We start from the raw sequence: 12,844 nt of genomic DNA on the forward strand, positions 1-12,844 counted from the left end.
TAAATGGCTCGCTGGAAGAAACCCACGAAAGAAGAGATTCTCGAAAACCGGCAAACACTGGCGGAGCGTGCTCGAACCGGGGACCTGCGCTTGCCTGAAGCCGTCGCGGAAATCCGCAGGGGCTTCGGCATGACGCAAGAAGAATTCGCCAGAATGCTTGGTCTCACCAGACGTCAGATTGCCGAAATAGAGACGGGCGCTGCCAACCCGACGCTTGAGACGCTGGTCAAGATTGGCCGCCTGTTCGGGTTCTCCATCGGCTTCGTCCCCAAGGGAAACTGACGGAGGTGAAACCCTTGGGGGGCTCGCCGCCTGTCTAGTCCTTTTGGACACGGCTCTCCGATTTCACTCAAGCGTCCGCCTTGGTCGCCTTCTTGGCCGTCGACGACCTTTCCACAAGATGGCAGGCGAGTTCCAGCCGGCGTGGTGGAAACGGCATGCCGGACAGGCTGTCCGTCAAGAGGTCGAGGGCGGCCGAACCAATCTCCCGCATCGGAATGTGCATGGTCGTCAGTGGCGGATTGAGGAAGGCGGCTTGCGGCAGGTCGTCCATGCCCATCACAGAAACGTCGCGCGGCACGGCATAGCCCATCTGCTGCACACCCAGCATTGCGCCGACCGCGAGGCTGTCGCCGGCCGCCAGAACGGCGGTGAAATCCAGCCCACGCTCCCGGATGCGTGAGACGATCGCCTGTGTTGCCAGTTCCGGCAGCCAGTCGTCGACCGGCACGACGAGGTCCGGATCGGCAGCAAGGCCGTGGTGGAGCAGCGCGTCGCGCCAGCCCTCATAACGCCGCTCGATTGTGCGACGCCCCGGCCGCATGAGGAAGAGGATGCGACGGTGGCCGAGGCCGATCAGGTGATCGGCGGCAAGGCGTGCGCTCGACCGGTTGCAGGGCGTGACGCTCGAAAGACGCATGAAGGGATCGTCGCCGTTCAACAGTATCACCGGCTTTGCTAAGCCGCGCGTTGCGGCAAGCAGCGCCTCGTCGTCAACGGTTAGGAACAGGAGGCCGAGGATCTCCGGGTCGTCTTTCGCCTCTTCGAGGAGCGTCAACTCTTCCGCCTTGTCGGCGATCGGTCGCGTGATGATCTCGAGGCCGAGCGCCTGCGCCCGCTCCTTCAACCCGTCCAGCACGTAGAGCGTGAACTGATTGCGCACATAGTCGATCATCGCCGCGCTGGACGCGGCCAGAATGACCTTTCGCCCCGCGACGGCGGTTGGCACGACGTAGTTCGCCGTTTTTGCCGCCTCCAGTATCTGCTGACGGATCTCCGGCCGAACGCCTTTCTCGCCTGTAAGCGCACGCGAAACCGTACTCAGCGAGACACCGCAGCGCTCGGCGATGTCCTCCAGGCGGACCTTCCTGCTCTTCTTCCCCCGCTTGCCGGGGAGCGGTTTTGCGGTCACGTTTCACCTCTTTACGCGCCAGCATGAGAAAAATTTTCAGATTGCGCAAGAAAAATCATCATGCATTATCGAGTGAAATTCGTCCATCGGTGACCGCAGGGAGGAGCACCATGGGCCTGACTGGCCACGACATTCGCACCGGACTCGATCGCCTTGTCGCCGGCATGACCGGCCTCAAGCACAGTGGTCGTTTTCACGAACCGAACCTCGATGGGTCCGCCGGCGACTACATCAGCTTCGACAGCTGGGAATGGCCCCAGGGTGTCGGCCTCTATGGCCTTGTACGCCTGTGGCTGCTGACCGGTCGCGAGGATCTGCGCAGGCTCGTCGAGGACTGGTACGCCTCCCAGATCGCCGACGGCCTGCCGGGCCTCAACGTCAACACCACCGCGCCGATGCTCGGTCTCTCGGTCCTCTGGGCGAAAACCCGCGACCCGCGATGGCAGCCGGTCCTCGACGCCTGGGCGAACCGCGTGCTCTCCGAAATGGGCCGCACGCCGGAGGGCGGTTTCGAGCATCACGTCTCCGACAGGATCAACGACAACGAGCTCTGGGATGACACGCTCTACATGGTGGCGCTCTTCCTCGCCTCCTACGGTCAGGCGAGCGGCCGGCGCGAACTCGTCGACGAAGCCTCGCTCCAGTTCCTCGTCCATGCACGCTACCTCGCCGATCCCGAGACCGGCCTCTGGTTCCACGGATGGACCTTCGAGGGGCGGCACAATTTCGCCCGCGCCCGCTGGGCGCGCGGCAATGCCTGGATTACCGCGGGCGTGCTCGACCTCTTCGATCTCGCCGAACTCGCACCTCCCGTGCGGCGCTTCCTCGAAGGCGTTCTCGTGGCACAGGTCGACACCTTGCTGAGACTTCAGGCGCCCTCCGGAGCCTGGCGCACGCTGCTCGACGATCCGACGTCCTACGAAGAAATCTCCGCGACGGCCGGCATCGGCTACGGCCTCTTGAAGGGCTACCGACTCGGCCTCGGCACGCCGGCCTGGCGAAGCGCCGGTCTTCGGGCGCTTGAGGCGGTGATGCGCAACATCGACGAAAGCGGAACCGTGCTCAACGTCTCGTACGGCACCCGCATGGGTCACGACCTGCAGTTCTACAAGGACATCCCGATCCAGCCGACCGGCTACGGCCAGGCGCTTGCGATCCTGTGCCTCTCCGAGGCGCTCAACCATGTCGGAGCGGAGGGACAGGCGGCATGACGATGAATATACTCTACGGCGCCGCGCCGCAGGACGTAAAAGGGTATGACACGCAGCGCCTGAGGGACGCCTTCCTGCTGAGCGACCTTTTCGCGAACGACCAGGTCAATTTCACTTATACCCATGTCGATCGCCTCATCCTCGGCGGGGCCGTGCCGGTGACGACGAGCCTCACCTTCGGCTCCGGCGCGGAGATCGGCACGCCCTATCTGCTCTCCGCCCGGGAAATGGGCATCGCCAATCTCGGTGGCGCCGGCACGATCGAGGTGGATGGCCAGCGCTTCACGCTCGAAAACCGCGACGTGCTCTATGTCGGCCGCGGCGCCCGGCAGATCAACGCCTCCAGCCTCTCGGCGGAGAGACCCGCCCGTTTCTACATGAATTCCGTGCCCGCCGGGGCCGACATCCCGCACCGGCTGATCGCCCGCAGAGAAGCAAAGCCCCTCGATCTCGGCGATACGCGCCGCTCGAACAGGCGCCGGCTCGCGATGTATATCCACCCGGAGGTCGCCCCGTCCTGCCTGCTGCTCATGGGCATCACCGACCTAGCCGAGGGCAGCGCCTGGAACACCATGCCGCCGCATCTGCACGAACGGCGGATGGAGGCCTATTGCTACTTCGACCTTTCGCCCGAGGACCGGGTCATCCACGTGATGGGACGGCCGGAGGAGACCCGCCACCTGATCGTCGCGAACGGTGAGGCGGTCCTTTCCCCCGCCTGGTCAATCCACATGGGCGCCGGTACGGGATCTTACGCCTTCGTCTGGGGCATGACCGGCGAAAACCAGGAATACAACGACGTCACTCCCGTAGCCGTGGCTGATCTCAAATGACGAAAACGACCTTCCATATGAAGAAAGACCTGCCGGCCGGAGCGGCCATTCGCTACTGGCAGCTCGGTGCCATCGCCGAAGAGCGTTTCGACGTACCGGACCAGCCGATGAAGGGCGAGATGGATCCCTTCTTCTTCCTGACCAAGCACAAGAACTTCATTCCGCACGAGTATCCCTGCCGCACGCTCTTCGCCGAGCGTTATCGCGGCAGCCGTCCCGACGTTCGCCACGCCTTCGAGGCCACCCGCTGGTGGCTGCCGTTCGGTTCGCCACGGCTCGATCTCTCCGGCTTCTGGTTCCGCCCGACGCGTCTTGCCACCTGGGCACGAACCTTCATCGACGCGGACGCGGCCGGAACGGCGAGGGTTCGTCTCGGCACCTGCGGCGGCGCCGTGCTCTGGCTGAACGGCGAGGAAGCAGGCTGGATGGCGCCCTATAGCCGCAATCTGGAAGCCAAGGCGGAATTCGATCTTCCGCTTCAGGAAGGCCTCAACGAGATCATCCTGTTCTTCGACGACCTCGCCGAACGCGACGCCCGCTATTTCATCCAGCTCGATTATCTGTCGGGTCCCAAGGCCGCGGTCGCCCTGTCTGTCCCCTGCGCACCGTCCACGGCAGACGCCGTCGAAACCGCCCTCGACGGCATGCACTTCGACCGACCCGCCTATTTCGAAGGCGACGTGACTCTAATCTTCGGCTCACCCCTGCCGGTGGACGTCAGGGTCGCGGTCGCAGTCGAAGGTGACTTCATGTCGACCGAACGCTTCGACTACGATTTCGAGCTCAAGGCCGGCGAGACCCGCCTCGTCGTTGGCCCGTCGAGCGCCATGCCCGCCGACTTCCGCCATTTCCGGGTGACACTCGATGCAAACGGTTTCGTGGCCGCCCGGTCGATCGGCTCCGAGATCTGCCACGCTACCCGGCAGGGCGAAGCGCCGGAAACGCTCTCCGCCCGCATTGACGAAACACTCGAGGAGATCTCCGAGTTTTCCGAGCGTGACACTGTGTGCGCCTTCGCGCGGCTCGCCAGCGGCCGCGGCGGCGCCGACACCGACGCGATGATCGAGGAGATCCTGCCCTCGATCGAGGACTGCCACGACTGCGCCGATTTCTCTCTCGTGCCACTCATCTGGTCGCGCACCACCTGGGGCGAGGATATCGGCACGGCCACCCGCGCGCGCATCGACCGCGCCATCCTCGGTTTCCGCTTCTGGATGGACGAGCCGGGCAACGACGTGCAGTGGTACTTTTCCGAGAACCATGCGCTTCTCTTCCATACCTCGGCCTATCTCGCCGGAACGCTCTTTCCTCACGAAACCTTCCTGCGTTCCGGCCGCAAGGGTACCGAACAGCGCGCCGTAGGCGCCGCCCGGGTGCGCGCATGGCTCGACCATTTCGAGGCCTGGGAGATGGCGGAATTCAACTCCGCCCCCTATTTCCCGATCGACCTCAAGGGCCTGACGGCACTCGCAGCACTCGCGCCCGACGCGGATATTGCGACGCGCGCCCGGAAAGGCATCGTCCGCCTCTGTGAGATCGTCGCGCGTTCGGCCCATCACGGCATGCTGACCGCCGCGCAGGGCCGATCCTACGAGCATACGCTTTGCGCCGGCCGATCGCTCGAGCTCTCCGGCGTCGCGCGACTGCTCTGGGGCCGTGGCTGGTACGGCCGGCGCGTCCATGCCCTGCCACAACTCGCCGTCTGTCTGCGCGACCACGGTCTCGTCGTGCCGGAGGCTCTCGCCGACATCGCGAGCTATCGCTCTGAGCAGCACCATGAATGGATCTTCGCCCAGGGCGAGAACCGTTTCGCCGCGCTCTATCACTACAAGAGCCGCGCCTTTGCCCTGGGGTCGGTCGCCCATTATCGCTGGCGCGACTGGGGCTACCAGGAAACCGTGCTGCATCTGAGGCTCGGCGAGCGGCCAGAGGCGGCAATCTGGATCAATCATCCGGGCGAGACGATCCAGTTCGGCTACGGCCGTCCGTCCTATTGGGGCGGCTGCGGCGCGGTCCCGCGCACCCACCAGTATCGCGGGCTTGCGGTCCTCGATTTCCAGACGGTCGATGAACAGGTGGACTTCACGCATGCGTGGTTCCCCGTCGCGGAGTTCGACGAGAGCCGCGTCGAAGGCAATCTCGCCCTCGCCCGTAGCGGCGCCGGCGCCGTGCTCCTGCGCGGCAGCGTGCCGTTCGAGCGCGTCGTCGACGGACCGTCGGCCGATGCGGAACTGCGTCAGCGCGGCCACAACACCCGATGGATCGTCCGCGTCTGTGAGGCCGCCGACCTTGCAAGCGTCGAGGCGCGCTTCGCCGGCCTCGCGGTGCGGGAAGAGGCGGACGGCACGCTCATCTTCGACGACCCTGAATACGGCATCGTGCGCTTCCGGTCCGACGGGTCCGCGGAGGCGGAGGGCCGCACCATCGTGCCCGAGACATTCACCGTCGCCGGTGTGGCGACGATGCTACCGGCTCGCTAGCCGGCATGCCCCGCCTGCATGAGGCCGGCGGGTTTCGAACACGGCGGGCGGGAGACCCGCTTGAAGGAGGAGGAACGACCATGAAGAAGACAAGAACCATGCTGGCGGCGCTCGCCGTCGGGCTTTTGGCATCCACGTCGGCGCTCGCCGGCGACGTGCGCATCATGTGGTATTCGGACGGTGTCGAGGGCGAGGTTCTGAAGGATCTGCTCGACCGCTTCATGAAAGAGAACCCGGGGATCAACGTCATCCTCGACAACGTCGCCTACAGTGTCGTTCGCGAACAGCTACCCGTGCAGCTCGAAGCGGGCGCAGGTCCCGACATCGCCCGTGTGACGAACCTGAAGGCGCAGAGCCAGCACTGGCTCGATCTCCGCCCGCTCGTCGCAGATCCGGCCTATTGGGACGAAAATTTCGGTGCGCAGGCTGACTGGATGCGCCCGGACGGCTCCAACCAGATCTCCGGCTTCATGACGCAGATCACACTCACCGGCGGCTTTGCCAACAAGACGCTGTTCGATCAGGCCGGCGTCGCCATACCCGGCAAGGACGCAACCTGGGACGACTGGGCAAAGGCCGCCAAGCAGGTGGCCGAAAGCCAGCAGGTGCCCTTCGCCATGGCACTCGACCGTTCCGGTCATCGCCTGACCGGCCCCATCCTTTCCTATGGCGGGAACTATGTCGGCGCCGACGGCAAGCCCGCTCCGCTCGACCAGGGCGCCAAGGATTTCCTGACGAAGTTCGTCGGCTGGATCGAAGACGGCACGATGGGCAAGGATGTCTGGGTGTCAGCCGCCGGCTCCACCTACCGTGCGGCCGCCGACGACTTCATCAACGGGCAACTCGTCTATTACTATTCCGGCTCGTGGCAGGTGCCGAATTTCTCGACCAAGATCGGTTCGAATTTCGACTGGGTCGCGACCGGCAGCCCCTGCGGTCCGGCCAATTGCACCGGCATGCCGGGTGGTGCAGGCCTCGTGGCGATCAAGTACACCAAGAACCCGAAGGAAGTGGCGAAGGTCATGGACTACCTCGCCCGCGAGGACATCGTGAAGGAGTTCTCCGAACGCACGCTGTTCCTGCCGGCCCACAAGGGCCTGCTCGCCAAGGGACTCGACTTCAAGACCGATGACGCGCAGGCGAAGGCGGCCCTCAACACGTTCGTCTCGGCCACGGGCTCGCTCTCCGAGCTTGCCCAGAAGCTGCCGGGCTGGTTCTGGTCCGACACCTTCTATGGCGCACTCGTCACCCGCGTCAGCCAGGCGGCCGCCGGCGAGATGCCCGTCGACGAGGCCTTCACCCGCATCGATGCGGATATCGCAGCCAAGGTGAAGGATTCCGGCCTGTAAGGTCGTAGCGCCGTCGGCAAACTTGCCACGGCCAAACGATGCCGGTCGCCGCGGGGCTTGCCCCGCTGCGCGCCGCAGGGGACATTCGTCCGCGCCGGACGGGTATCCACGGCCGGCCTGGGAGGAGAGGCATGAGAACGCACGATACCGGTAGAGCCGGACTGAGCGCGATCGTCACGGCGCCGGTCCACGTCGTCATGGGCATTCTCGACATGCCGTTGCGCAGATTGCAGCGGGTGGGCGGGACCGGCGGCATGGCGGCCTTCTTCCTGATGCCGAACATGCTGATCTTCGGCATCTTCGTGCTGTTGCCATTCTTCATCAACTTCGCCTATTCGATGACCGGCGGCACGGCGCTCTTCCTACCCGATCGCACCTTCGTCGGCGCGGACCAGTATGCGCGCCTCTTCGACTGCCGAAGTTATGTTGACCCGGGCAGTTGCGTCGAAGACACGTTCTGGACGGCAGTCTGGAACACCGCCGCGTTCGTCGTGCTCCAGGTCTCTTTGATGATCCTGGTCTCCCTCGTCACCGCGCTGATCCTCAATCGCGACCTTGCCGCGCGCAGCTTCTGGCGGGCCGTCTTCTTCTTCCCCGTCCTCTTGTCGCCGGTCGTCGTCGGGCTTATCTGGAAATGGATCCTCCAGCGCCAGGGCCTTCTCAATTTCGGTCTCTACGGCCTCGGTTTCGATCCCTATGTCTGGCTCAACGACCGCAACTGGGCGTTCGCCGCCACCATCGGTGTGTCGATCTGGGCGCATATGGGCTTCTACACCCTGATCCTGCTCGCAGGCCTGCAGGCGATCCCGAAAGACCTCTACGAGGCAGCCGAAATGGACGGCACCCGTCCGGCGCGTGCCTTCTGGCGCATCACGTTGCCGCTCCTCATGCCGAACCTGCTCGTCGTCGTCGTCCTCGTGCTCATCCGCGCGGTGCAGATCTTCGACGAGGTCTATGTCCTGACCGGCGGCGGGCCGGGAACGAGCACGCTATACCTCACCCAATACATCTACGAGACCGGCTTTGCGGCACAGTTGCGCAATCCCGGACTTGCTGCCGCCGCCTCGATCCTGATGGGCGCCGTGCTCGTCGTCCTAACCCTCGTCCAACTCGGGCTCGGCCGTTCCGGCGAGAAGAAGGGAGGCCGCAAATGAGCGGGATCATCCGTTTCCTCACGCGCCGGAGAGGCGGCAAGGGCTGGCACTGGACCGACGTGGTCACCTGGGTCTGGCTGATCGGCGGGCTCTTCATCATGTTCGGCCCGGCCGTCTGGCTGGTCGGCTCGTCCTTCAAATCTCCGGCGGCCCTCGCCGAATTCCCGCCGACCATCCTGCCTTACGTCACCCAGAAGGTGACGGTCGAGGGTTACGACAAGCCGCTCGATCTCTACGAGGCGACGCTCGAAGACGGCAGCACGGCGGTGCTCGCCGAAGTGCGGCGCATCGGCATCGTCAGCCAGATGATCGATCCGGCAAAACCCGGCGAGATCATCAAGGTCAATATCGCCAAGCGGCAGCCGGTGCGGGAAATGTCGTTCGCCACGACAAACTACTCCGAGCCCTTCACCCATTTCGATTTCGTCCGCTATCTCTGGAACTCCGTCTTCGTGACGGTCACAGCGACGCTGATCACACTCGTCGTCAATTCGATGGCCGCCTTCGCGCTTAGCAAATACGAATTCCGTGGCCGGGCGCTCGCCATGCTGCTGATTCTCGCCACCCTGATGGTCCCACTCTCGGTCATCATGGTGCCGCTCTACTCGATCGTCTCAGCGCTTGGCCTCTTCAACAGCCTCTGGGGCGTGATCCTGCCCACCGTCGCGACCCCGACGGGCGTCTTCATCCTCCGCCAGTACATGCTGACCATTCCCGACGAACTGGTGGACGCGGCGCGGATGGACAAGGCGTCGGAATGGCAGATCTACTGGCGCATCATCCTGCCGCTGACGGCGCCGGCACTTGCGGTGCTTGCGATCTTCTCCGTCGTTTGGCGCTGGAACGACTTCCTGTGGCCGCTGATCGTGCTCTCGCGCAAGGAACTCTACACACTCCAGGTCGGCCTCAGCATCTATTCGGGCGAGCTCAACGTGCAATGGCACTTCATCCTCGCCATGACCGTCGTGACCATGATCCCGGTCGTGCTGGTCTTCATCTTTCTGCAGCGCTTCATCACCACCGGCATCGCCGGCACCGGACTGAAATAGGGGAGCACCATGGGACATATCAGGCTCACCAGCGTGAAGAAGTCTTTCGGCGCCGTCGACGTGATCCACGACATCGACCTGGAAATCGTGGACGGCGAGTTCGTCGTCTTCGTCGGTCCCTCGGGCTGCGGAAAATCGACCCTCCTGCGCATGATCGCCGGTCTCGACCGGCCGTCGAGCGGTGAGATTGCCATCGACGGAAAGGTCGTCACCAAGGTGCCCGCCGCCGACCGGGGCCTCGCCATGGTCTTCCAGTCCTATGCGCTCTATCCGCATATGAGCGTGCGGCAAAACCTCGCCTTCGGGCTGGAAAACACCCGCATGCCGAAGGCCGAGATCGCCGAGCGGATCGCGGAAGCAGCACGCATGCTGGAAATCGAGGCCTATCTCGATCGCCGCCCCGGCCAGCTTTCCGGCGGCCAGCGCCAGCGGGTCGCCATCGGCCGCGCAATCGTCCGGCGCCCCGTCGCCTTTCTGCTCGACGAACCGCTGTCGAACCTCGACGCCGAGCTGCGCGGTTCCACTCGCGCCGAGCTTGCGGCGCTCCACGCACGGCTTTCGGCAACGATGATCTACGTGACGCACGACCAGGTCGAGGCGATGACGCTCGCAGACCGCATCGTCGTGCTGCGTGCGGGCCGCATCGAGCAGGTAGGCACTCCGCTCGAGCTCTACAATCACCCCGCAAACCGCTTCGTCGCCGGCTTCATCGGTTCGCCGCACATGAACTTTCTCGAGGGAACGATCGAAGCGTGCGATCCCGGGCGGACCGTCATCTCCCTCGCCGGCGGTCAGCGGTTGGAACTTCCCGTGGCCGGCGCCGCCGGGAAGGCTGGCTCGCGCGTCACGGTCGGCGTGCGACCCCAGCACATCACGATCGCCCGCAGTGAAAGCAGTCTTCCCGTGAAACTGACGCTCGTCGAAGCACTCGGCGCCGAGACGGTGCTGCATGCCGACCTCGCGGGCCAGAAGATCCTCGTCGTCGCCCCGGGTCAGCATGCACTCGCACCGGGGGCAACGATCGATCTCTCGTTTGCAGGCGCACCGGTCCATCTCTTCGACGAAGAGGGGCGACGCATCGAAACCGCGCGTTAGTCGGTCGGGGTCCGGTGTGTGCGGGCCTGCGGTCAGTGCCGGCCTCGAGCAGGTCAGCCGACCACGACCGCGATGACCGCGACGCAATCGCCCGCCTTGACCAGGCCGGGGAAATGACGGGCGCACAGGATGCCGCTCATCTTCGCGCAGATCTCCGAGGGCGCGGCACCGGTCCGGCCGACGGGGTAGATGCGTGCGACGACGTCGCCGGCCTCGACCTGGTCTCCGAGATCGACCATCGGCTCGATGAGCCCTCCGTCCTCGGCGAAGGCGAAGCAGTCGCCGTTCGGCATGTCGAGCCAAATGGTCTCTGCCGGTGCCGCACTTCCTTTCAGAATGCCGGCCGCCTTCAGCACGTTGGCAACGCCGGCCTTGGCGATGCCAATGCTCCTTGCCGTCGCCGTACCGCCGCCGCCGAGTTCCGTGGTGATGAAGACCTTGCCCATCTCCTCGGCGGCGGTGTCGTACATGCCGACGGCGTCGATCTCCAGCATCTTCATGGAATAGGGAGCTCCGAAGGCACTGACGTACTCGAAGGCCTTTGCTTCCTGCGCCTGGTCCGCGAGAACATGCGCCGCGCAGAAGGGCAGGAAATCCAGCGTCTTGCCACCCGAATGGAAGTCGAGCACCACGTCCGCGAGCGGCAGAAGTACCCGCTGGAAATAGTCGGCGATCTTCTCGGTGACGGTTCCGTCCGGCCTGCCGGGGAAGCTGCGGTTCATGTTCCCCCTGTCGATCGGCGAGGTTCGGGTACCTGCGAGGAATGCGGGATAATTCATCGCCGGCACAATGATCACCCTGCCCCGAACCTCGTCCGCCACCAGCCTCCGAGCAAGGTCGAAGAGCGCGGCCGGCCCTTCATATTCATCGCCGTGGTTGCCGCCGGTCAGAAGGGCCGTCGGCCCTTCCCCGTTCCTGACGACGGTGACCGGGATCATCACCGATCCCCAGGCGGAGTCGTCCCGACTGTAGGGCAGACGGAGAAAGCCGTGCTGCACCCCGTGCGCGTCGAAATCGACCGTGGCGCTGATCGGCGATCGTCGCAAATGCTGTATGCCCATGAACTCAGTCCTTGACCATTAGCTTGCGCGGCACCGAGGCGAAGCATTCGACCCCGCTTTCGGTGATCAGGATGCTCTCGGTCGTCTCGAAGCCCATGTCCTCGAGCCACAGACCCGTCATGAAATGGAAGGTCATGCCGGGCCTCAGTTCGGTCCTGTCGCCGGGACGAAGGCTCATCGTGCGCTCGCCCCAGTCCGGCGGATAGGAGAGCCCGATCGGATAGCCGGTGCGGTTGTGCTTCACGATGCCGTACTTCTTGAGGACGGCGAAGAAGGCATTGGCGATATCCTCGCAGGTATTGCCGGGCCTGGCGACGGCAAGCCCCGCCTCCATGCCTTCGAGCGTCGCCTTTTCGGCGTCGAGGAAGGCCTGGGTGGGCTTGCCGAGGAAGACCGTGCGCGACAGCGGCACATGGTAGCGATTGTAGCAGCCCGCGACCTCGAAGAAGGTGCCCTCCCCGCGCTTCATCGGCCGGTCGTCCCAGGTCAGGTGTGGAGCGGACGCCTCCACGCCGGAAGGCAGAAGCGGAACGATCGCCGGATAGTCGCCGCCGATGCCGTCGACGCCGCGTGTGCCCGCGTCGTAGATTTCGGCGACGAGATCGCATTTGCGCATGCCGACTTCGATCTTGTCGAAGATACGCTGGTGCATGGCCTCCACGATGCGGGCCGCATTGCGCATGTATTTGATCTCCGTCTCGCTCTTGACGGCGCGCTGCCAGTTGACGAGCGCTGTCGCGTCGACAAAGCGCGCATTCGGCAGATGTTTCTGCAGCGAGGCGAAGGCGGCAGCCGAGAACCAGTAATTGTCCATCTCGACGCCGATCCTGAGCGCGCCGAAGCCCCGATCGGAAAGAATTCCGGAGAGATAATCCATCGGGTGCCGTTCGGTCGACTGCACGTAATGATCCGGATAGCCGATGATGTTGTCGTGCTTGAGATAGGCCGTCAGCTTGGCCCCGTTGGCATCCTGCCCTCGGCCGAACCAGATCGGCTCGCCGGACGGCGGCACGATCACGGCCTGATGGACGTAGAAGGACCAGCCGTCATAACCCGTCAGCCACGCCATGTTGGACGGATCGCTGACGATCAGCAAGTCGACGCCCTTCGCTTCCATGGCCTCACGCGTCTTGCGCAGCCGCGCCTCGTATTCTGCAAGGGAAAATTTCAGTCTCGCTTGGGTCATGTCTCGTCCCTCTTG

Annotated in this window: 11 protein-coding genes; 8 read left to right on the forward strand and 3 right to left on the reverse strand. The window is 64.5% G+C overall.

The window, feature by feature from the left end; all coding sequences use genetic code 11:
• Positions 1 to 3 precede the first annotated feature (3 nt).
• Entirely contained in the window at positions 4 to 282 is a 279-nt protein-coding gene (locus H4I97_RS18185) for a helix-turn-helix transcriptional regulator (protein ID WP_182308288.1), read from the forward strand.
• A 67-nt stretch (positions 283 to 349) separates the two neighbouring features.
• Here the strand turns inward: H4I97_RS18185 and H4I97_RS18190 are convergent, their stop codons facing one another.
• Positions 350 to 1,411, reverse strand: a complete 1,062-nt coding sequence (locus H4I97_RS18190) for a LacI family DNA-binding transcriptional regulator (RefSeq protein WP_182308289.1) — start codon at positions 1,409 to 1,411, stop codon at positions 350 to 352.
• A gap of 110 nt (positions 1,412 to 1,521) precedes the next feature.
• Between H4I97_RS18190 and bglB the strand changes: the two genes are divergently transcribed.
• The 7 genes from bglB (at position 1,522) to H4I97_RS18225 (ending at position 10,582) form a co-directional block, all read left to right on the forward strand.
• The gene (bglB, locus tag H4I97_RS18195) at positions 1,522 to 2,622 is read left to right on the forward strand and encodes a beta-galactosidase BglB (protein ID WP_182308290.1); all 1,101 of its coding nucleotides are present in this window, start codon (positions 1,522 to 1,524) and stop codon (positions 2,620 to 2,622) included.
• Positions 2,619 to 3,455: a 5-dehydro-4-deoxy-D-glucuronate isomerase gene (gene kduI, locus H4I97_RS18200; protein ID WP_182308291.1), complete on the forward strand. Its 837-nt coding sequence runs from the start codon at positions 2,619 to 2,621 to the stop codon at positions 3,453 to 3,455. The genes bglB and kduI overlap by 4 nt, the downstream gene beginning before the upstream one ends.
• Positions 3,452 to 5,935 carry a hypothetical protein gene (locus tag H4I97_RS18205; RefSeq protein ID WP_182308292.1) on the forward strand — a complete coding sequence of 828 codons (2,484 nt, stop codon included), beginning with the start codon at positions 3,452 to 3,454 and terminating at the stop codon, positions 5,933 to 5,935. The genes kduI and H4I97_RS18205 overlap by 4 nt, the downstream gene beginning before the upstream one ends.
• Positions 5,936 to 6,015: 80 nt before the next feature.
• Positions 6,016 to 7,284, forward strand: a complete 1,269-nt coding sequence (locus tag H4I97_RS18210) for an ABC transporter substrate-binding protein (RefSeq protein ID WP_182308293.1) — start codon at positions 6,016 to 6,018, stop codon at positions 7,282 to 7,284.
• A gap of 131 nt (positions 7,285 to 7,415) precedes the next feature.
• Entirely contained in the window at positions 7,416 to 8,438 is a 1,023-nt protein-coding gene (locus H4I97_RS18215; RefSeq protein WP_182308294.1) for a carbohydrate ABC transporter permease, read from the forward strand.
• A complete protein-coding gene (locus H4I97_RS18220) occupies positions 8,435 to 9,487 on the forward strand; it encodes a carbohydrate ABC transporter permease (RefSeq protein ID WP_182308295.1) in 1,053 nt (350 codons plus the stop codon). Before H4I97_RS18215 ends, H4I97_RS18220 begins: the two co-directional genes overlap by 4 nt.
• 9 nt (positions 9,488 to 9,496) lie before the next feature.
• Positions 9,497 to 10,582, forward strand: coding sequence for an ABC transporter ATP-binding protein (locus tag H4I97_RS18225; RefSeq protein WP_182308296.1), 1,086 nt, complete (start codon positions 9,497 to 9,499; stop codon positions 10,580 to 10,582).
• A gap of 53 nt (positions 10,583 to 10,635) precedes the next feature.
• Here the strand turns inward: H4I97_RS18225 and doeB are convergent, their stop codons facing one another.
• On the reverse strand, positions 10,636 to 11,643 hold the full coding sequence (doeB, locus tag H4I97_RS18230) for a N(2)-acetyl-L-2,4-diaminobutanoate deacetylase DoeB (RefSeq protein WP_182308297.1): 1,008 nt from the start codon (positions 11,641 to 11,643) through the stop codon (positions 10,636 to 10,638).
• A 4-nt stretch (positions 11,644 to 11,647) separates the two neighbouring features.
• Entirely contained in the window at positions 11,648 to 12,829 is a 1,182-nt protein-coding gene (gene doeA, locus H4I97_RS18235) for an ectoine hydrolase DoeA (protein ID WP_182308298.1), read from the reverse strand.
• Positions 12,830 to 12,844: the final 15 nt, after the last annotated feature.

It is taken from the genome of Ciceribacter thiooxidans (genome assembly GCF_014126615.1).
GTDB classification, from domain to species: domain Bacteria; phylum Pseudomonadota; class Alphaproteobacteria; order Rhizobiales; family Rhizobiaceae; genus Allorhizobium; species Allorhizobium thiooxidans.

Coding starts and splice junctions, on each gene's coding strand:
- H4I97_RS18185 (WP_182308288.1), top strand. CDS start 4: ATGGCTCGCTGGAAGAAACCCACGAAAGAAGAGATTCTCGAAAACCGG.
- bglB (WP_182308290.1), top strand. CDS start 1,522: ATGGGCCTGACTGGCCACGACATTCGCACCGGACTCGATCGCCTTGTC.
- kduI (WP_182308291.1), top strand. CDS start 2,619: ATGACGATGAATATACTCTACGGCGCCGCGCCGCAGGACGTAAAAGGG.
- H4I97_RS18205 (WP_182308292.1), top strand. CDS start 3,452: ATGACGAAAACGACCTTCCATATGAAGAAAGACCTGCCGGCCGGAGCG.
- H4I97_RS18210 (WP_182308293.1), top strand. CDS start 6,016: ATGAAGAAGACAAGAACCATGCTGGCGGCGCTCGCCGTCGGGCTTTTG.
- H4I97_RS18215 (WP_182308294.1), top strand. CDS start 7,416: ATGAGAACGCACGATACCGGTAGAGCCGGACTGAGCGCGATCGTCACG.
- H4I97_RS18220 (WP_182308295.1), top strand. CDS start 8,435: ATGAGCGGGATCATCCGTTTCCTCACGCGCCGGAGAGGCGGCAAGGGC.
- H4I97_RS18225 (WP_182308296.1), top strand. CDS start 9,497: ATGGGACATATCAGGCTCACCAGCGTGAAGAAGTCTTTCGGCGCCGTC.
- doeB (WP_182308297.1), bottom strand. CDS start 11,643: ATGGGCATACAGCATTTGCGACGATCGCCGATCAGCGCCACGGTCGAT.
- doeA (WP_182308298.1), bottom strand. CDS start 12,829: ATGACCCAAGCGAGACTGAAATTTTCCCTTGCAGAATACGAGGCGCGG.